Source organism: Pedobacter sp., from assembly GCF_035317785.1.
In the GTDB taxonomy this organism is placed as follows: domain Bacteria; phylum Bacteroidota; class Bacteroidia; order Sphingobacteriales; family Sphingobacteriaceae; genus Pedobacter.
Genome location: NZ_DATHGC010000314.1, coordinates 1 through 18,989, shown reverse-complemented (window position 1 = coordinate 18,989; position 18,989 = coordinate 1). Strand labels below are relative to the sequence as shown.

At 44.0% G+C, this 18,989-nt stretch carries 14 protein-coding genes and 3 tRNA genes; 6 read left to right on the top strand and 11 right to left on the bottom strand.

What is annotated here, in order from left to right:
* Positions 1–87 precede the first annotated feature (87 nt).
* The 3 genes from VK541_RS19660 to VK541_RS19650 form a co-directional block, all read right to left on the bottom strand.
* Positions 88–172 (bottom strand) — tRNA-Leu (locus VK541_RS19660).
* Positions 173–242: 70 nt separating this feature from the next.
* A tRNA-Gly gene (locus tag VK541_RS19655) sits at positions 243–315 on the bottom strand.
* 131 nt (positions 316–446) lie between these two features.
* Positions 447–935, bottom strand: coding sequence for a regulatory protein RecX (locus VK541_RS19650; RefSeq protein ID WP_324372133.1), 489 nt, complete (start codon positions 933–935; stop codon positions 447–449).
* 268 nt (positions 936–1,203) lie between these two features.
* On the opposite strand from VK541_RS19650, the gene VK541_RS19645 reads away from it, so the two are divergent.
* From VK541_RS19645 to VK541_RS19630, 4 genes are all read left to right on the top strand, one after another.
* Positions 1,204–1,890, top strand: a complete 687-nt coding sequence (locus tag VK541_RS19645) for a transporter substrate-binding domain-containing protein (RefSeq protein ID WP_324372131.1) — start codon at positions 1,204–1,206, stop codon at positions 1,888–1,890.
* A gap of 249 nt (positions 1,891–2,139) precedes the next feature.
* Positions 2,140–4,599, top strand: a complete 2,460-nt coding sequence (locus tag VK541_RS19640; protein ID WP_324372130.1) for a bifunctional UDP-N-acetylmuramoyl-tripeptide:D-alanyl-D-alanine ligase/alanine racemase — start codon at positions 2,140–2,142, stop codon at positions 4,597–4,599.
* 47 nt (positions 4,600–4,646) lie between these two features.
* The gene (locus VK541_RS19635) at positions 4,647–5,237 is read left to right on the top strand and encodes a DUF502 domain-containing protein (protein WP_324372128.1); all 591 of its coding nucleotides are present in this window, start codon (positions 4,647–4,649) and stop codon (positions 5,235–5,237) included.
* A 78-nt stretch (positions 5,238–5,315) separates the two neighbouring features.
* Positions 5,316–6,167 (top strand): methylated-DNA--[protein]-cysteine S-methyltransferase, encoded by an 852-nt coding sequence (locus VK541_RS19630; protein ID WP_324372126.1) that lies wholly within the window; start codon positions 5,316–5,318, stop codon positions 6,165–6,167.
* Positions 6,168–6,244: 77 nt separating this feature from the next.
* Here VK541_RS19630 and VK541_RS19625 read toward each other — a convergent pair whose 3' ends face one another.
* The 4 genes from VK541_RS19625 to VK541_RS19610 all read right to left on the bottom strand — a co-directional run bounded on the left by VK541_RS19625 (position 6,245) and on the right by VK541_RS19610 (position 13,494).
* Complete coding sequence (locus VK541_RS19625; protein WP_324372125.1) at positions 6,245–8,134, bottom strand: RagB/SusD family nutrient uptake outer membrane protein; 1,890 nt, start codon at positions 8,132–8,134, stop codon at positions 6,245–6,247.
* Between the two features lie 26 nt (positions 8,135–8,160).
* Positions 8,161–11,607 (bottom strand): SusC/RagA family TonB-linked outer membrane protein, encoded by a 3,447-nt coding sequence (locus VK541_RS19620; RefSeq protein WP_324372123.1) that lies wholly within the window; start codon positions 11,605–11,607, stop codon positions 8,161–8,163.
* A gap of 166 nt (positions 11,608–11,773) precedes the next feature.
* Positions 11,774–12,841 (bottom strand): FecR family protein, encoded by a 1,068-nt coding sequence (locus VK541_RS19615; RefSeq protein ID WP_324372122.1) that lies wholly within the window; start codon positions 12,839–12,841, stop codon positions 11,774–11,776.
* 86 nt (positions 12,842–12,927) lie between these two features.
* Entirely contained in the window at positions 12,928–13,494 is a 567-nt protein-coding gene (locus VK541_RS19610) for an RNA polymerase sigma-70 factor (protein ID WP_324372121.1), read from the bottom strand.
* Between the two features lie 230 nt (positions 13,495–13,724).
* Here VK541_RS19610 and VK541_RS19605 point away from each other — a divergent pair.
* Positions 13,725–13,798 (top strand) — tRNA-Cys (locus tag VK541_RS19605).
* Between the two features lie 103 nt (positions 13,799–13,901).
* Complete coding sequence (locus VK541_RS19600) at positions 13,902–15,413, top strand: arylsulfatase (protein ID WP_324372119.1); 1,512 nt, start codon at positions 13,902–13,904, stop codon at positions 15,411–15,413.
* A gap of 159 nt (positions 15,414–15,572) precedes the next feature.
* Here the strand turns inward: VK541_RS19600 and VK541_RS19595 are convergent, their stop codons facing one another.
* The 4 genes from VK541_RS19595 to VK541_RS19580 all read right to left on the bottom strand — a co-directional run.
* The gene (locus tag VK541_RS19595) at positions 15,573–16,592 is read right to left on the bottom strand and encodes a WD40/YVTN/BNR-like repeat-containing protein (RefSeq protein ID WP_324372118.1); all 1,020 of its coding nucleotides are present in this window, start codon (positions 16,590–16,592) and stop codon (positions 15,573–15,575) included.
* Position 16,593: 1 nt separating this feature from the next.
* Positions 16,594–17,025 (bottom strand): DUF2147 domain-containing protein, encoded by a 432-nt coding sequence (locus tag VK541_RS19590; protein WP_324372117.1) that lies wholly within the window; start codon positions 17,023–17,025, stop codon positions 16,594–16,596.
* Positions 17,026–17,109: 84 nt separating this feature from the next.
* Entirely contained in the window at positions 17,110–17,454 is a 345-nt protein-coding gene (locus VK541_RS19585; protein ID WP_324372116.1) for an SRPBCC domain-containing protein, read from the bottom strand.
* A gap of 109 nt (positions 17,455–17,563) precedes the next feature.
* Positions 17,564–18,989: plastocyanin/azurin family copper-binding protein (locus VK541_RS19580; protein ID WP_324372115.1), on the bottom strand; the 1,426-nt coding region annotated here is incomplete at its 5' end.

Below are 18,989 nucleotides of genomic sequence, written 5' to 3'. Positions count from 1 at the left end.
TTAATAATATACCGTTAAATAAAATATAAATCAGAAGCCAAAAGAAAAACGGGAAAGATCGATTGCCAAATCATCTTTCCCGTTCAGTACTCAGAGCGGGAATCGAACCCGCACGACTTTTAAGGTCACAGGATTTTAAGTCCTGCGTGTCTACCAGTTCCACCATCTGAGCATAATCTTTACTAAAAAGCTTTAGTACGATTAATTTTTTTATAAATGCTTCCTGGTATGAATGCATTTAGAGCGAAAGACGAGATTCGAACTCGCGACCCCGACCTTGGCAAGGTCGTGCTCTACCAACTGAGCTACTTTCGCATCGATTTTAGCACCCTCCGGGCACCTCCTTTTACGGGCAGGGGCTGCAAAACAACCTTGTTTCCGTTTGGGATTGCAAATATAAATACTTTTAGTATAACGTCAAGTTATTTTTGATAAAAATGAAGCCCTTACGCTAAGTCATTGGACTTCAAGACATCCGCTATCAAATCATTTTCAAAACCCCTGCCAATCAGGTAAGTGGTCAGCTTATACCTTCGCTTATAAGCATCTTTTTCATGAATTGATCCTATTTTTTTTTCAGCCAGAACCAGGATGGTCTTCAAATATTCATCGGCATCTATGGTCTTCAGCACATTTGCAATCATCTTATCAGGAACCCTTTTTATTTTAAGTCCCTGCTTTATTTTAACCTTCCCCCATTTTTTAATCTTAAATTTTCCGGAGACATAAGCCATCGCAAACCGCTCCTCATTTAAAAAGTTAGTCTGGATCAATTCAGAAATAAGTTCTTCTACATCGTCCTTCCACAACCCCCACTCATAGAGCTTATCCCGGGCCTCTTGCTGCGAACGTTCCTGGTAGGCACAATAATGTTCAGCTTTTGCTAAAGCAGCATTTCTGCTGAGTTTAATGATCTGTTTTTTTTGTTCTTCCACGATCTGCAATAATACTAAAATGCTGCGCCTTATGTTAACATTATTTTTTAGAAAAACCATAAACGCCTTTTAAAATCCGGTTATTTTATTGAAAATGAAAAACAAATTCTTATAAATACGCTAAAAAGCTTTCACTTAAGCTGACCATTATTCAACAATCTCTTATTTTTTTAACATATCCAAACCAATTCGGTCTATAAATGTTAAATTATTCTTAAAAAGATGTAAATTCGCTCGAAATAGAACCAATAACAGACTCCCCACCCTTATGGCTGAAAAAAAGGTACTAAAAGTTGGATTGGATTCGGCAGCACCGTTTCCTATGCATTCTGACTACAATTCAGAGAAATTTGAGGGTTTCGAAGTCGATTTGTTAAAAGCCATTACTGACCATTTAGATCTGGAGATCGAATATGAAGTCTCTTTATGGCAAACCATCCTTGAAAAGCTATTTAAAGGTGAGCTCGACCTGATCTGTTCTGCGGTTACTGTGACGCCCTCCCGCCGCCATATTCTCGAGTTCACCAATCCTTATCTTCATTTCAGACTTTGTGCTGTGGTAAACCAGGAAGATAGCCTGAGGAATATTAATGACCTTAAGAATAAAACTATAGGCATCCGGGAGGCTACTGAGGCGGAAAAGTATGTACACGTCAACTTTCCCAGCAATAATATGGTCCACGCGGAAACCAATAAGGAACTTTACAGAAAGCTTCAGGCAGGCAAAATAGACCTGCTGATTGACGATTCACCGATAGCAGGTGGTTTTCTGCAGAAAAACAAAAAACTGAAAGTGGGTATGTTTCTTCCTGAAACAGATTCACAGTATGCCATAGCTATGCGCAAAGGTGATGTCCAGCTGAAAGATCAGTTCAATGAGGTGCTGACTCTGCTCAGGGAAAATGGCGTATACCAGACCATCTATAAGAAATGGTTTACCGACATTCAGTTTTAATCAGGTTATAACCTATCTTTATTGCTATCCTATCTACTTGTTAAAGGCAGGTTAAGACTTTGTTTCACCGCAATCATATAAGTATCATATCTTTATTATGTCGTAATAAGATAATAATTATATCAACGACCCTGTTATCACCCTGTTAAGACCCTGTTAGTACCTTGTTGTCATATAGTATTGATAAAACAAAACCTTAACAAATTATATCCCGTTGGTTATGCTGATTTAGTTGACTATTTTTGGAACATGAGCCATGCCATTTACAGTATTAATCAGATTGCTGAGCTATTAAACATCAATTCATTTTCCACTGATAATAATGCTAAAATCAGCAAGCTGGTCATCGACAGCAGGAGTATAATAGATCCTGAAGAATCTTTGTTCTTTGCGCTGAATTCGAAACGCGATGGCCATGAATACCTTAAAGATGCCTACACCAATGGCATCAGGAATTTTGTCATCAGCGATGAAAAATATTTGAAGCAATTTCCTGATGCAAATATACTGCTTGTGAGCGATGTCCTCATGGCTCTGCAGTCACTGGCGGCTGCCAATCGCAAACAGCACGATCTGCAGGTCATCGCCATAACCGGCAGCAATGGAAAAACGATTGTAAAAGAATGGTTATACCAGTTGCTGGCAGCCGATTTTAACATCGTCCGGAGTCCAAAAAGTTTCAATTCACAAATCGGCGTGCCGCTTTCTGTATGGCAAATTGAGAATGAGCACGACATGGGCATCTTTGAAGCAGGAATATCAAAAGCCGGTGAAATGGAAAGTCTGGAAGTCGTCATCAGGCCCGGCATAGGTATTCTGACGAATATCGGGGAAGCACATGCTGAGGGCTTTTCATCACATAAAGAAAAACTGCTCGAAAAATTAAAGCTGTTTAAAGATGCCGGACTCTTCATATACTCGCCTGAATATACAGAGGGGCTGAGCCCGAATGAAATGCCGGGAAAAACTAAATTTTCATGGAGCCTGAAACAGAAAGCAGACCTCCGTATTTTATTCATTGAACCCATTGAAGGCAGAAATTACGTACGGGCGAATTTCAAAGGGGAGGAAATAGAATGCCTGATCCCTTTTCGGGACAGAGCTTCTCTGGAGAATGGCATCATCTGCTGGGCGACCTTACTGGCGCTTGGGTATACGCCTCATGAGGCTGACCTGCGTTTGGAAAAGCTGACCCATGTAGGGATGCGGCTGGAACTGAAGACCGGCATCAATCAGTGTTCAGTGATCGATGATTCTTACAGCGCCGATACCTCCTCGCTGGCCATAGCGCTGGATTTCCTGAACTTACAAAACCAGCATCCTAAAAAGACACTGATTCTTTCTGACCTTTATGAGACCGGCAAAAATGATCAGGACCTGTATACTGAGATTGCGGCCCTGGTCAAACAAAAAAACCTGAACAGGCTGATCGGTATTGGTCCTCACATTTCTCAGTCTGCCGGGAGTTTTGAAATGGAAAGTTCTTTTTATGAAAGCACACAAGATTTTATAGACAATTTCCCTGCTATACATTTTAATAATGAGACCATACTGGTCAAAGGTGCCAGGAAGTTTGAATTTGAACGCATCAGTAAGCTCATTTCTCAAAAAATTCACGATACTGTTCTGGAGATTGACCTCAATGCTTTGTCAGGAAACCTGCAATTTTACCGCAGTAAACTAAAACCCGGCGTAAAGGTGATGGCAATGGTCAAAGCTTTCTCCTATGGTAGCGGAAGTTTTGAGATTGCGAATTTACTGCAATACCATAAGGTAGATTATTTGGCAGTAGCTTACACAGATGAGGGTGTCGCTCTGCGAAAAGCAGGCATTTCTATGCCGATAATGGTGATGAGCCCGGAACCTTCAGGTTTTGAGGCGATCATCAGGCATCAGCTGGAACCTGAGATTTACAATCTTGATATACTTAAAAGCTTTACCGGATTTTTAAATGAACATGCCGCTGACTACCCGGTTCATCTTAAAATTGATACCGGAATGCACCGCCTGGGATTTGAAGAGCCTGATCTGGGAGATCTTTTGAAAACATTGCAGGAGTCAAATAAAGTAAAGATCGTTTCAGTTTTCTCTCATCTGGTGGCCAGTGATGATCCTGAGCATGATGATTTTACGCGCCATCAGCTGGAGCGGTTTACTACAATAGCTGATCAGATCCAGAACAACCTGGGCTATGCTTTCATCAGGCACATTTCCAACACTTCAGGCATTTCGCGTCATCCTGATGCCCAGATGGACATGGTGCGGATCGGCATAGGCCTGTATGGTTTTGACGGCGGGATAGTCAGCAACAAAGGACTGCAGACTGTTGCTGTGCTGAAAACCACAGTGACCCAGCTCAAGCAGATTAAGCCAAATGAAACGGTAGGCTATGGCCGAAAAGGCCTTTTGCCGGATGGCGGGACAATCGCCACTGTAAAAATCGGTTATGCTGACGGGTACAACCGCAAGTTTGGCAATGGAACAGGAAAAATGCTGGTAAATGGTGTACTGGCTCCCACTGTGGGCGTGATCTGTATGGATATGTGTATGCTCGATGTAACGGGCCTGAATGTGAAGACCGGTGACGAAGTCATTGTGTTTAATGGTGAACTGACGATTGCGCAGCTGGCCAGGCAAATAGATACGATCCCATATGAGATCCTCACCAATGTATCCCAGCGTGTAAAAAGGGTTTATTTTTACGAGTAGCTCGTCTTAAAATTGCGTAGGGCAGCAAATTTATCTAAGTTTGCAGGATGAACAGAATTGGCAGGGCATTTTTAAGATATCTCATCAAAGGCTTGTTGATCGTGCTTCCTATTGCGCTAAGTATCTTCATCGTCGTTGGTGCCGTAACTACAGTAGACAGCTGGCTGAATATCAACAACATTCTCGGGGTTGATCCCAATACCGGTGCCAGCAGGAATATCCCCGGGCTAGGCCTCGTACTGGTCATTTCACTTATTTTGGTTGCCGGAATCTTTGTGACGAACTTCGTTACAGAACCCATGTACAATTGGTTTCAGCGAACGCTGGACCGTTTGCCCATACTCAAATTCATTTATTCTTCTATCAAAGACCTGACAGAAGCTTTTGTCGGCGATGAAAAGAAATTTAACCACCCTGTTCTTGTAGAAGTCGAAGGCGGGCTGAAAAAGATTGGCTTCCTGACACAAAACGATCTCAAAAGAATTGACCTGCCCGATGAGGTAGCGGTATATTTTCCATTGTCCTATTCGTTTGCCGGACAGCTCTGCATTGTAAAAAAGGATAAGGTAACCGATTTGAAAATGAGTGCGGCAGATGCGATGAAATTGGTGGTAAGCGGTGGAGTAAGCGGGCTTTAGCTGCCGTCCCAACTCAGCAAGAATCGGGTTCTGAGGGGATGCGGTTTACAGTAGATTTGTTGTTGAAATATTAAGATTATGGAAACACAAAACGAGATTGACTATATCAGGATCCAAAAGGCGATTGAATACCTGAAAAACAATTATAAGCTTCAGCCATCTTTAGAGAATACGGCAGCACATGTGAACCTGAGTCCTTTTCATTTTCAGCGCATGTTTAAGGACTGGGCCGGGGTGACGCCAAAGCAATTTTTACAATACCTGAGCATAGAACATGCAAAGGGTATTCTGGACGCAAAGCAGTCCACACTTTTTGATGTGGCTTATGAAACAGGATTATCAGGCACCAGCAGATTGCACGATCTTTTTGTCAAAGTGGAGGGTATGACACCCGGTGAATACAAAAATGGCGGGCAGGAGCTCCACATCAATTACAGTTTTGCGGAGAGTCCCTTTGGAACAATAATAGTGGCCTCTACTGCCAAGGGGATTTGTCACATTGCTTTTGTCGATGAGGGGGATGATGAGGCTTTTGAAGAATTGAAAAGACGTTTCCCAAATGCAACGTATAAAAGGTTTCTGGACCGCATCCAGCAAAATGCCATATTTATATTTACCCAGGACTGGAGTAAACTGACTGAGATCAAACTCCACCTGAAAGGGACTGCCTTTCAGCTTAAAGTATGGGAAGCGCTATTGAAGGTACCTATGGGCGGCCTTACTACTTATTCGCAGCTGGCCGGATCAGTTGATAGCCCTAAAGCGTCACGGGCGGTAGGCTCTGCCGTGGCGGACAACCCCGTCGCTTTTCTCATTCCCTGCCACCGGGTGATCAGATCCAATGGTGAGATTGGACAGTACCATTGGAGCAGCCCCCGTAAAAATGCCATGATTGGCTGGGAGGCTGCAAAATCTGAGGTGCATGGCTAAAAAAGATCCCCTGCAATAGAATAGAAATTCTAAGCAGGGGATTGGGGTATTGAGGGGTACAGGGAGGATTCTCTTATTTAATAACCCGGATTTTGTACCAGTTTATTGTTTCTGTTGATCTCATCGCGGCTAAATGGCCTGAAGTAGATCTTGTCATCCCATTTGCGGTTTTCCTGGGCAGTTTCTGTAGTTGGGGTGTAGGTGTAATCATAAACCGCAGGATCGTAGTGATAAGGTGCTGACATGGTCTTACCCGGTTTAAACATTCCTGAAACTTTGATATAGGTTGCTTTTCTGCCAAGCGTTGCCGGAGCGATCATCCACCGGCGCGTATCATGGTATCTTTGTTCTTCATAGGCCATTTCTATGCGGCGTTCGTGGCGGTAAATTTCTGTGAGGACTTCTTTAGAACTACCGGTGACTGCCGGCATGCCAGCTCTGAAGCGTATTCTGTTGAGCCAAAGTACTGCTTCTGAGAATTGTCCGAGCTCAATACTTGCTTCTATGTAGTTGAAAACGGCTTCGGTATACCTGAAAAATGGCCATGGCACAAATTGGGGCTGGTTAGCATCGACGATACCCGGGTCCGGATCAATGAACTTGTGGGTATAGTAACCAGTCCAGCTGCCATTCCAGTTTTCTATGGAACTTCCACGCGTATCCAGTCCTTTAAAGCGGATCTTAGCTCCTTTGTCAATCAGATCGTATTCGCCTGTCTGAATTTGGTTGGCTGGATCTACGCCGCCCGATACTTTATCACGCGGCTTCCAGCCTGCACCGTCATACAGGATCGTCGCATAAAAGCGTGGATCACGGTTTTGATAAGGATTGGTCTTTTGCGTGGGATTTGTCCAGTTGAATTTTGTCCCGTCAATCATTTCATAATCATCAACGAGCAAACCTACCGGAGTGTTTCCGGCCCAGTTGTGATAACCGTTAGGTCCATTGGCCCTGCCGTAGCGCAGATCGCTCCGGTCAATAAAGTATCTGGCAAATATTAGCTCGGAAGCAGCGGTGGCGTCAATACCGGGGGCTTTACTCCCGCCGCCCATGGCGATGCTTTTGTAATTGCCGCGGCCATCCGCAGCAGAAACAGGAGCGGACAGCCCTAGTTTGTAACCAGTCCCTGCATCCATTACCGCTTTAGCCGCGTCTTGTGCAGCTTTCCAGCGCTCTTGCTGATTTCCGCTGGTGTAGACGAGCATCGGCAACTTTTCAGCCAGGTTATCATCTGGAGCTTCATACTTAATATTACTCGTAAATTTGGCCTGATCGTGTAAGTCACTGGCCGCGTAAAGTAATAACCGTGATTTTAGTGCAAGGCCTGCCAATGAAGTCGCTTGTCCTTTTAGCATGGCTTTACCTGTGAGCAGTTTGATCGACTCCTCGCAATCTTTAAGGATAAAATTGACGCACTCTTCGTAGGTTCCTCTTTTTACAGTATAATCTTCGTCAAGGGCATAACTTTTGGTGATCAGCGGCACACCGCCATAAAAGCGAAGCAATTGCTGATAAAAGTAGGCCCTGAGAAAATAAGCCTGCCCCAAAAGCATATCCTTAGTATTTGGATCAGTAATGACATTATCCGCAGCCGTCAGGTGCTCGATGGTCAGGTTGCAGGATCGGATGCGGTTGTACATCGGGGCATAGTTCCAGGTAACGCTGACCCAGCCGGATGTGGTGGGGTTGATACTGCTGGAGTTGACCAGGTCAATACCTCTGGTGGGATGTGTAAAAAGAGACTCATCTGATACAGAGGATAACATCTCTTCGCCAAAGCCGCCTACGCTCAACCCATTGTAGATCTCGGTCACGAAAGCCGAGACCAAGGCAGGATCCTTCCAAACTTCTTCAGCGGGGATACTGGTCGGCGGTTCAACGTTCAGAAAATCCTTTTTACATCCCGAACCCAGCATGGCCAGAAATACGAGTGTAAATATGTATGTAGTTTTATTTATCAGTTTCATATAAAATGTTTTTATGCTGTCCAACCTTAAAAAGTAGCCTTAATTCCGGTATTGATCACCCTCGCCTGAGGATAATATTGCGCACTGCTGTTGGTGGATTCCGGATCCCAGATCTTGATCTTATCCAGCGTAACCAGGTTCAGCCCGTTGACATAAACACGAAGTGCACTAAAGCCGATCTTTTTGGACAATTCCGGTGCAATGGTATAGCCCAGTTCAACGTTTTTAAGCCTGATGTAATTGTTGCTGCGCATCCAATAGGTATTGCGCGCAGCGCTGTTAAAATCGGTATAATAAGTCTTACCCCGGTTCGACAATCGGGGATTTACATTACTTGGATTATCGATGCTCCAGCGGTTTTTATAGGACCATTCCAGGAAGTTACCGATATCACCCGACTCGGTGAGCCCGACAATCTGGATTCCGCCGGTTGCACCCTGAACAAGCGCAGAAAAGTCGAAGCCTTTGTAAGCCAGGTTCAGGTTAAACCCGCCTGTAAAGGTTGGAGTGCTGGTTCTGTCCATGCGGATCTGGTCATCGCCATTGATCTTGTCATCGTTGTTCCTGTCTTTAAATTTCATATCGCCCGGCAGGAGGTTGCCGGTGAATGCACTGTAGTCAATGGTATTGGCCTCAATTTCGGCCTGGTCTCTGAATACACCATCGTATTCGTAGACGAGTTCGGTTCCGGTAGGCATGCCTGTGGAGCGCTGCCACTCAGGGGCTCCTGCTGTCTCATCCCAAAATACGATCTTGTTCTTGGCATAACCACCATTTACACTAACTCCGTAAGTGAGCTGTCCTACCTGGTCAGTATACCCAAGCTTAAATTCAAAACCTCTGTTGTTTACTTTACCGAGATTTACCGGTGGCAGCTTATCTGTAATTCCTGAGCTTCCAGGGATAGAGTTGCCTCTGGAGATCAGGATTTTGGTACGTTTGTTGTAAAATGCGTCAAATTCAAAACTCAGCTTGTTGTCCAGGAATGAGGCGTCCAAACCTACGTTGGAGTTGTTGGCTACCTCCCATCCGAAATCCAGGTTGGGAACTTTGTTTTCTACCAGGGTTTGGGTCTGCTGGTCATTGATCACATAATTTCCAAAACCCATGGTGCTCAGGTACTGGTATTCCTGGAGCGCATCACCAAAGTAGGCTTCAGCACCCATCTGCCCCCATGAAGCCCTCAGCTTTAAATTACTAACAAACTTCACGTTATCTTTAAAGAAAGGTTCTTCAGACAACCTCCATCCCAATGATACTCCGGGAAAGAATCCAAAGCGCCTGTCTTCAGGAAAGATATAGGAGCCATCGGCCCGCCAAAGAAATTCGGCAAGATATTTTTCTTTATAATTGTAGCCTACCCTTCCAAAATAACTTAGACGGGCTCTTTTGTAAAGGTTGTTCGGATCGCCTGGATTAGTGATATTCTGTTCTTTATCACTACCGGCCAGCAATTCCTGCAGGGCAGTAGAGATGAAATATCTTCTGAAAGCGGAGAAGCCATCATTGTCGACCTTTTCCCTGGTTACGCCAGCCATCAGGGCCAGGTTGTGTTCGCCTATTTTTTTATCGTAATTGACCATACCTGTCAGGTTAACCGCCAGTTGCGCTCCTGCAGTTTCTGTTAAACTCGCGTCTTTACGGTCTGAGCGCACCGAACCGGTGAGCTTCGGTGTAACTCCGTCTGCTTCAAATGACTGTTTGTCCCAATAGTAAAGTGTCCAGGGCGTTTGCCAGTTCTTTTGACGGCCTGAAAACTTGTCGACTGAGGCCGTACCTGTAAATTTAAGTCCTTCTACCCATGGCAGCCGCACTTCTACTTTACCGGTAGACTGCAGGTAATCCCTGCGATCGCGGTTATAGCCAGTAAGGTCAGTTGTCGTAACGTATGGATTATAGCCAAATTCGATATCAGGTCCCGGCAGACCATTGGGCCATACTTCGATTTCTGTTGGCTTACCGCGCATGACCATCCGGAATACATCAGAGGCAGATACTGTAGGAAAATTTCGCACTTCTTCTCTGCCGGTCACACCTAGTGTCGCAGTGATGTATTTATTGATATTGGCTTCCAGATTGATACGCAGGTCATATTGCTGGTACCCGGTGGCCGATTTTTTATAATAGCCATCCTGATCCAGGTAACCGGCCGAGATCAGGTATTTGATGTTTTCGGCACCGCCGTTGATCTGGAGGTTGTGGCGTTGCTGTGGTGACCAGTCTTTTAGCGTGGTGTTGAACCAGTCGGTATTCGGGTATCTTAGCGGATCTGAACCATCTCTCAGCTTTCGCATTTCATCAGGACTGTAAGCTGCAGTAATGGTCGTATTGTTGTCTGTACGTGTGTAAGAACCGGTCGACTTGAAAGCTGCCCATGCGGCACTCCACTGGTCCTGAGGCAAATCTGCACCGAATATATTGAGCTCATTTAAGATCTCGGCATATTGCGGGGAACTGGACATTTTTGGTGTCCGGGTTGGCTGCTGCAAGCCATAACCGTAGTCATAAGAAAGCTGGGGTTTACCGGATTTGCCTTGTTTGGTCGTAATCAGGATCACACCATTTGCCGCCCTTGAACCATAAATGGCTGCAGAAGCGTCCTTTAATACAGAAACACTTTCTATGTCGTTAGGGTTTAAGCGTTCCAGACCGCCAGCTCTGTTGGGCACCCCATCGATTACGATTAGCGCATTGTTATTTCCTAAAGAGTTAACTCCCCGGATACGGATCGTTGATCCGTCATAACCGGGCTCTCCGCTCGCCTGAACAGCGGTCACACCGGGTAAACGCCCGGCCAGGGAATTGGAAAGGTTGACGGTCGGTGTTTTGGCCAGTTCTGTACCCTTTACTGAAGCCACTGCACCCGAAACCACTGCTTTTTTCTGGGTTCCATAACCTACCACGACGATCTCAGAGAGCGACTGGCTGTTTTCCAGCATTTTAACGTTGATTACTTTTTGCCCGTTCACAGGTATTTCCTGGCTGTCATATCCCATATATGAAAACACAAGGGTCGCATTGTCAGGTACCTTGATGGTAAACTTACCGGCAGCATCTGTAGTCGTTCCGATGGTGGCCCCCTTAACCTTTATACTTACGCCGGGTACTGGGGTACCAGCATTTTCAGTTACCTGTCCGCTGACTACAATGTCCACTCCCGGCGGGTTCCTGAGCCTGATGACAACCAGGTTATCTTCCAAAGACTGAAACTCAAGGGCCGTGTTTTTCAACAGCATCCGGAGGGCGTCGGTAACTGAGATCTGATCTTTTACCAGCGTTACATTTTTACTGCCGGCCAGGTCATCTTCACTATAAAGAAGACGAATATTGCCTTTCTTCTCCAATACCGTTAGTGCGTCTTTTAGATTTACCTTACGGAGTTCCAGGTCAACTTTTGTACCCTGAGAGAAGGTGGATGCTGATACTTGCAGACAAAAGACAAACGATGAAACAAAGATCCAGTTTAACATCATTATTAGTTTTTTTTTGGAAAAGTTGGCACATAGAACTTTATTGCACAGTTCTGTTTTTTTCATAGATTTGTGAATTTCAAAGTTAAAAATCTGTAATAGTAGCTTTTAGCTACTCATGAAGGTTTAGAGGGAGGAAAGTGTTTGCCGCACTTAACTCCCTTTTTTACTAGTAAATGATCAGGTCATGGTCTTTTAGGTTAAAGTTGAAAGGTTTGATTAATTGCATTGCCTTTAAGGTTTCTTCGATGGTCTCATCTTTAAATACACCTGTAAAGCGATATAGTTTAGGTTTTTCGTTATCAAATTTGATATTGATATTGAACCAGCGCTCCAGTTTGGACTGCAGGTCTTCCAAAGATTCATTCTGAAATACGAGCTGGCTGTCTCTCCAGGAGGTTTCCTGGATGTATTCATTTTGGCCGATACGGACGGGTATCACGTGCTGAATGGTCAGCGTGATGTCCTTCAGGGACTTTGGGGAGCGATCTGATTTTAAGGTCTCTTCTTTTTTATTTTCCACAAGGGCGAATTTTTCCGAGGGGCTTAAAATGATCTTTTGCGCTGATCGGTCATTTACAGAAAGCTCAATAGAACCCCTCAGCAGAGTAGTTTCAGATTTTTTGTCGACCGGGTAGGCTTTGATGTTGAAGGCTGTACCAAGTACCTTAACGCAGATCTTATCTGTACGGACGATGAAAGGATGGATTTTATCGTGGGCCACATCAAAAAAAGCTTCACCAACCAGGTAAACTATACGTTTCTTTCTTTTTTTAATCTCACTGTCGTATGATAATTTACTGTCGGAATTTAGCCAGACCATTGTGCCATCGGGCAGTCTGATCTTCTTCCTTACGCCTTTTCCGGCAACGATCTCTGTATCCGGAACAAATTTATCCTGACCATTGAAATAAAAGATGGCAACCGAAACAATAACAGCCAATACGGCAGCGATCCCTGTGAGGCTGATGACCTTCCTGAAACTTATGGTTTTGGGTTTTTCTTCAGGGACGGAAAATTCATCAGCAAATTTAAGTCTGTGCAGGAGATAGGCCTGTTCGGCATCTGGAATTTCAAACTCCTGTTGCGGATTTAACCAAAGCTGTTTTAAAAATTCTTCATAATAAACAGAATCCTGATGCTGAGCTGTCAGCTTGTTCAGCTCTTCCAGTTCAGCTGGAGTAGCTTCACCAGCCTGCTTACGAGCCAGGAGTTCTATAATTCTGTTCTTAGACATACAGGTATTCCAAATAGGTTTAATATCGGGTTGTATGTATAGGACAAAATTTTTAGACAAACTCCCTAGTCCTTTCTAATATTTTTTTATGTCAGATTAAACTCTGCCTGAAGTACGGTGGTTAGCTTTTTAATTGCTGATACCAGATGGGCGTCAACCGTTTTTATCGAAATGTTTAAAATATTGGCTGTCTCCTTATAGCTCAAGCCATCTTCTTTGATCAGCTTAAAGACCAGTTTACACTGAGCCGGTAAGGTTTCGACTGCACGCTCCAGCTTCTTTTTCAGTTCGCCGTTGATCAGCAGCTGTTCTGGATTTAAGTTATCCAGGATAATTTCCATATCTAAGTCGTCGATGGATACCCACTCTTGTTTTGCTTGCTTATTAATGATATTTAAAGACAGGTTCCTGGCAATCACAAAAGCATATACCTTAACGTTTTTGACTTCGGATAATTTTTGCCTGTTGCGCCAGATCGTGATCATGACATCACTTGCCGCCTCTTCCGCAAGTTCACGGGACTTCAGCAAATAAAAGCAAAACCGGTATAAAGAAGGAAATAAATACTTGAAGAGCTTCTCATAAGCATTCTCGCTGTTGTGCAATGAGATATGACTTATCAGACCGTTTAAGTCGGGTAAATAATTGGACATAGGGATATATTTGATTAATTCAAATGTATGAAATTAACGATATCATCCAAATCTAAGTATCTGCAGACCTCAAAAATACGACAGCATTAAAATATTTATAGCTGATTTTCAACACGATATAGCTCAAAAGAGGCAGAATAAAAATAATTTAAAATAAAGTCTATTAAATTAGTAGTCTTTTATTTATATTTGTATCATCATATGCAGGAATAAGCATTTGGAAAATATATAGTCATGTGGCCGAGTGGTTAGGTAAGGGTCTGCAAAACCTTTGACGGCGGTTCGAATCCGCCCTTGACGTCCAGTTCAATTTCTATATTGTCTGAAATTTTAGATGTTTGGTTAGATCTAAGTTTTGTTTAAAAAGCCAGGTTGGATGACCTGGCTTTTTAGTAATTTAGCTCATTATGAAGAAAATAATAGTCTCTTTATTATACATACTAGGTGTTGGACCGACTCCGCAATTGTATGCGCAAAACAGCCGGCCAAATGTCATCGTGATCTATGCGGACGACTTGGGCTATGGTGATTTAAGCTGCTATGGTGCCACTAAAATAAATACACCCCATCTGGACAAGCTTGCAAAAAATGGCATCCGCTTCACCAATGGCCATTCAACTTCTGCTACCTGCACTCCTTCCCGCTTTGCAATGATGACCGGGCAATACCCCTGGCGACAAAAAGGAACTGGAATTTTACCAGGCGATGCAGCCCTGATTGTCCCGACAAATACCACTACCCTACCTAAAGTATTTAAAAAGGCCGGCTACAGAACAGCGGTAATTGGCAAATGGCACCTTGGATTAGGCAAACAGGTGGAAAAAAACTGGAACAGCGAAGTAACGCCCGGACCAAATGATGTGGGGTTCGATTATTCCTTTATTTTTCCAGCAACAGCCGACAGGGTGCCCACTGTCTTCATGGAAAACCATCGGGTACTGGCTTTGGATAGATCAGATCCAATCAGGGTGGACTATAAAAATCCGGTAGGCAGTGATCCAACAGGAAAAGACCATCCTGAATTACTCAAGCTGAAATCTTCTCCCGGTCATGGGCATAACCAAACTATTGTAAATGGCATTGGGCGGATTGGGTATATGGAAGGCGGAAATAAAGCGCGTTGGGTAGACGAAGAAGTCTCTTCAACATTTCTTGCCAAAGCCCGAAATTTCATTGAAGAAAATAAAATGCAGCCTTTTTTCCTTTGTTATACCCTGACAGAACCGCACGTACCCCGCATGCCCGCAACTATGTTTAAAGGGAAAAGTGAGTTAGGCTTGAGAGGTGATGCTATATTGCAGCTGGACTGGACAGTTGGCCAGATCATGAAACAGCTGGAATATCTTAAACTGGATAAAAACACCATGATTATTTTTTCAAGTGACAATGGTCCGGTCCTGGATGATGGCTACCAGGATGAGGCTGTTGCAAAAAACGCTGGACATAAACCTGCCGGTATTTTAAGAGGAGGTAAATACAGCGCTTTTGAAGGCGGAACCAGGGTACCCTGGATCGTGAGCTGGCCCGGTACCATCACGCCAAAAGTATCGGGGGCCATGATCTGTCAAATAGATTTACTGGCGTCCTTTTCTAAACTTCTGAATGTAAAACTACCTGATGGAGAAGCCCCAGACAGCGAAAATGTATTGCAGGCCATATTAGGAAAATCTGCAAAGGGCCGGTCTGTGCTGATTGAACAGGGTGGTCCGCTTTCCATAATTAAAGAAAACTGGAAATACATTGAACCGGGTAAAGGGTCCGGGTATGATAAACTGACGGGCACCGAGACGGGAGTTTTGCAAAGTGGACAATTGTATGATCTGTTAGCTGATCCGGGCGAGATCAATAATGTTTTTGAGCAGCATCCAAACAAGGCTGAAGAACTGGCAGATCTGTTGACCAAAATCCGGTCAAGGTAAAAAAAAGAAACGGAGATACAGCAATCCGCCGTATCCCCGCTATCTAAATTAACGCTCTCGTATATATAGACGAGCAAAATTCTGTTTTATTGTATACGGCCCTAAAAAAAAAATTAAATATCATATCTCCCTGCACACATTCTTTATGAGTTTATTTTTTTAGCGCCCGATCAAGAGTTGATAGATCTCCCCTTTATTTCCGGCCAGAAGTATTAGATTCCCGGCTTTACTCTTCTGGATCACATTGAAACTCAAGCCAGAGATATTGTGCCAGTTCATGCCGCCGTCATTAGATACATCCGTTCCTGATGAACCTGTGGCCAGCAAAACCTTTTTATTAATATACGTTACACCCGAACGGTAACCCGCAACGGGCCTGGCTGGTTTCTTCCAGGTCTTTCCACCGTCGCCTGTCAACAAAACATTGTTTGTATGCTCTGTATCTTTCAGGTAATTACCACCTACCACAACACCATTTTTCGCATCAAAGAAAGCCATGGAAAATGGCCCTGTACTGCTTTCGCCCTGTATAATCGGGCACTTATATACCTTCCAGCTATAACCATAGTTATCAGAAAAATAAATATTAGAGACGGATCCGCCGGTAGCAACCCAGGCAAGCCCTTTTCCATATGTCTTTATGGTAGTACCACTCGCGGCAAACCCTGCTTCCCCCAGCTGCATGTCTGTTTTCAGGTTTTCAGACACATCCTGCCAGTTCATGCCGCCATCCCTGGTTTTCAGCAGCTGCATTTTATTGTGAATGGGATCTCCGAAAATCATTCCGTTCTGAGCATCCCAGAATCCCATACCGTCCAGAAATATAGCCGAATCCAGATTTTTATAACACTCCCGCCAGTTCTTGCCGCCATCACTGGTCAGCAATATAAAAGCCGGTGACCCCGCATTTACAATTACCGCCTTGTTTTCATCAAACGCTTCAATATCCCTGAAATCAAGCTTTTCATACCCTGCAGGTTTTGTCCAGATCCAGGTCATTCCCCCGTCCAGTGTCCTGCCGATGCTGCCGTTGCTTCCGCTTACCCATGCTACCTGATCAGACACGACTGACATGCCCCTTATGCTGGTGTTTTCACCTGTCGTAACGGGTTTTAAGTTATAGCTCTGTGCCAGACACAGCAGAGGAAAAAACAGGAACGCAATTAGGAATACCCTCATACTATTTAACTCTTTTCCAGATCTCAGACCTGCCAATTAAAGATATACCGATATAACCCCTCATGCTCAGGTTTCCATTATCTTTGATGGTCATGTTACAACTATAAGTCTTGCCGGATTTAGGATCATATATAGTTCCGTCGGTCCATTTGCCATCGTCATAAACAAAATTCTTTAATATTTCCATACCAAGAATAGGCTGTTTTCTTAAACCCGGATCCGGATTTTTCAAGTCAGTTTTCACTGTGCCCCCAGTTCCCTTAGGGTCCTTGATCCATACGATCTTACCAAAATATTTATCAGATCTTTTGGATATCATCACATGGGCCTCACCGGTTGAATTGATCCATTTGCCAAGAATGGCATCTTTATCCTGTGTATAGCCCGATAATGACAACGTAGTAAAAAGGAGTAAAAGAGATAGGTATTTCATGGCAAATGCGGTTTTAGAGGCAGTAGTAGTAACTTTATGAATAGTAACACAAAATGCGTAATCTTCTGCAGAAAAACAAATGGGCTACTCCTCCACAACTTCCTTCAGCTTTTGCAGTACCGCTTTCCAGTTATTTGTGGCATGCTCTTTCTCTTTTTCCGGTTCATCCTTTTTTCCTCCCATCGAACTCCAATAGGTGCTCTGAAAAAGCTTTCCGGGCTCAAACTTTCTAATTGTTCCTTTGTCATGGTATTTCTTGCCATTATATTCATCTTCATAAGTTATCGGACTGCCTTCTTTCCAGTCGGAGATGGCGTGCGTCCCCATCAGGTATTTTTCAATGGAAGAAGGCGTAGTAATGGCTTTCCATACTTGCTGAGGTGTGGCTTTTATGGTGACAGATGTCTCAGCGATCAATTGACCTTTCATAATCACAGTTTTATGTTCTCCAAAAGAAGCAGCAGCACTCGGTTCATAAGAACCACCAATCGCTTCTGCTTTCTTAACAGAGAGACAACAAACTGAACGACAATGTGTTTTATTTCAGCACTTTAATCTGTCCCTTCATCACCATATAGTGGCCAGGATAGGTACAGATAAATGGATATATACCAGGTGTTTTAGGTACAGTAAAATAAATAGTATCTGACTTTCCGGGCTGCAATAAAACAGTATGCGCCAGTACTTTAACACTATTGGGAATGAAATTGTATTTTTCGCCGTCCAGTCCCATCTTCGCTACCATTTCCCCTACGATATTTCCTGATCCAGGAGCGGTCAGCACAAAATTGTGCAGCATATCATCTGTATTGGCAAAAGTCAGCTTCACTTTGGTACCTGCCTTTAAGGTTAGATTTGTAATGTCAAACTTCAAGCCCGGTTTAGTTCCCAGTAAAATGGTCTTATCAGGGCCGTTCTTCCAGCTTACCGGCTGCCTGGTCACATGTTTTTCGGCAGCTGTACTGCCGGTGACCTTGTTGCCAGCCGCGACCATATTGTCCATATGTTGATGGTCCATTGCTCCGGTTGTTTTATCAACCTGCATTTCGCCAACTGGTTTATTTTCAGCCGTAACGGTAAGATTTTCCCCATCGGGAATCCTGTTTAAGGTATAATACGCATAATTGTGAAGCAAAGGAATATTACCGCTTTCTGATCGCAGTCCTGCTGTCCTGATCTCATGAATATACCCTTCCTTTAAGCTATCCAGCACTATACGCACACGTTTATGGTCTGGTGAAACCACAATTGCTTTGATGTTTCGTGCAGACTGGTTGATAGCAGGGCTTCCATAAATGTGGTGATATTTGTAAGTAAAAGTTGAAAGTTGATAAGAACCTGCATTGCGTGCCGTTTTTTCATCTACAGGCATTGTAAATTCCAGTTCGAATCCATCCGGCTGCGCTTTTACTGTCTGCACCTCAAAAGGTACAACACCAGACCAGGTCAAACGCTGTAAACCATATTCTTCTTTTCCGGTCGATGACCATCCTCTTGAGGTCATACCAACCAGCATACTGCCATCAGAGCCCCAGTTCATCCTTAAGATACCCGATGAAAAACCCTCCCGGAATGGAAACACCACTCCCTGATATACATTTTTGACCTTTTCCAGGAATACCCGGCTGATCTTGCTCTGGGCCTGATCGCCTACAAAAAGTTGCCCTTTAAAAGGCCCCATATTTCCATGATCTGAATAATTCAGAATGCCGGAAGTCGAATTTCCCATAATAGAATGCGGGATCCATACTGAAGGGCCTTTTAATCCTGGTACTCTTTTAGCCACCTCATATTTCGGTTCACCGGTATCCGGAATGTCTTTTTTACGAAGCTTGACCGGGGAGCCCGGCTGATCAGCCCAGATCAAACCCGCGGGATTGCCCACAAAATCGCCCTCCTCTACATGGGTAATGTTACCAGAGCCCACCCAGTCGCCCTGGTTCTCTGCATAAAATATATCACCA

Coding starts and splice junctions, on each gene's coding strand:
- VK541_RS19585 (WP_324372116.1), bottom strand. CDS start 17,454: ATGAAAGGTCAATTGATCGCTGAGACATCTGTCACCATAAAAGCCACA.
- VK541_RS19600 (WP_324372119.1), top strand. CDS start 13,902: ATGAAGAAAATAATAGTCTCTTTATTATACATACTAGGTGTTGGACCG.
- VK541_RS19610 (WP_324372121.1), bottom strand. CDS start 13,494: ATGTCCAATTATTTACCCGACTTAAACGGTCTGATAAGTCATATCTCA.
- VK541_RS19625 (WP_324372125.1), bottom strand. CDS start 8,134: ATGAAACTGATAAATAAAACTACATACATATTTACACTCGTATTTCTG.
- VK541_RS19635 (WP_324372128.1), top strand. CDS start 4,647: ATGAACAGAATTGGCAGGGCATTTTTAAGATATCTCATCAAAGGCTTG.
- VK541_RS19630 (WP_324372126.1), top strand. CDS start 5,316: ATGGAAACACAAAACGAGATTGACTATATCAGGATCCAAAAGGCGATT.
- VK541_RS19615 (WP_324372122.1), bottom strand. CDS start 12,841: ATGTCTAAGAACAGAATTATAGAACTCCTGGCTCGTAAGCAGGCTGGT.
- VK541_RS19645 (WP_324372131.1), top strand. CDS start 1,204: ATGGCTGAAAAAAAGGTACTAAAAGTTGGATTGGATTCGGCAGCACCG.
- VK541_RS19620 (WP_324372123.1), bottom strand. CDS start 11,607: ATGATGTTAAACTGGATCTTTGTTTCATCGTTTGTCTTTTGTCTGCAA.
- VK541_RS19595 (WP_324372118.1), bottom strand. CDS start 16,592: ATGAGGGTATTCCTAATTGCGTTCCTGTTTTTTCCTCTGCTGTGTCTG.
- VK541_RS19640 (WP_324372130.1), top strand. CDS start 2,140: ATGAGCCATGCCATTTACAGTATTAATCAGATTGCTGAGCTATTAAAC.
- VK541_RS19590 (WP_324372117.1), bottom strand. CDS start 17,025: ATGAAATACCTATCTCTTTTACTCCTTTTTACTACGTTGTCATTATCG.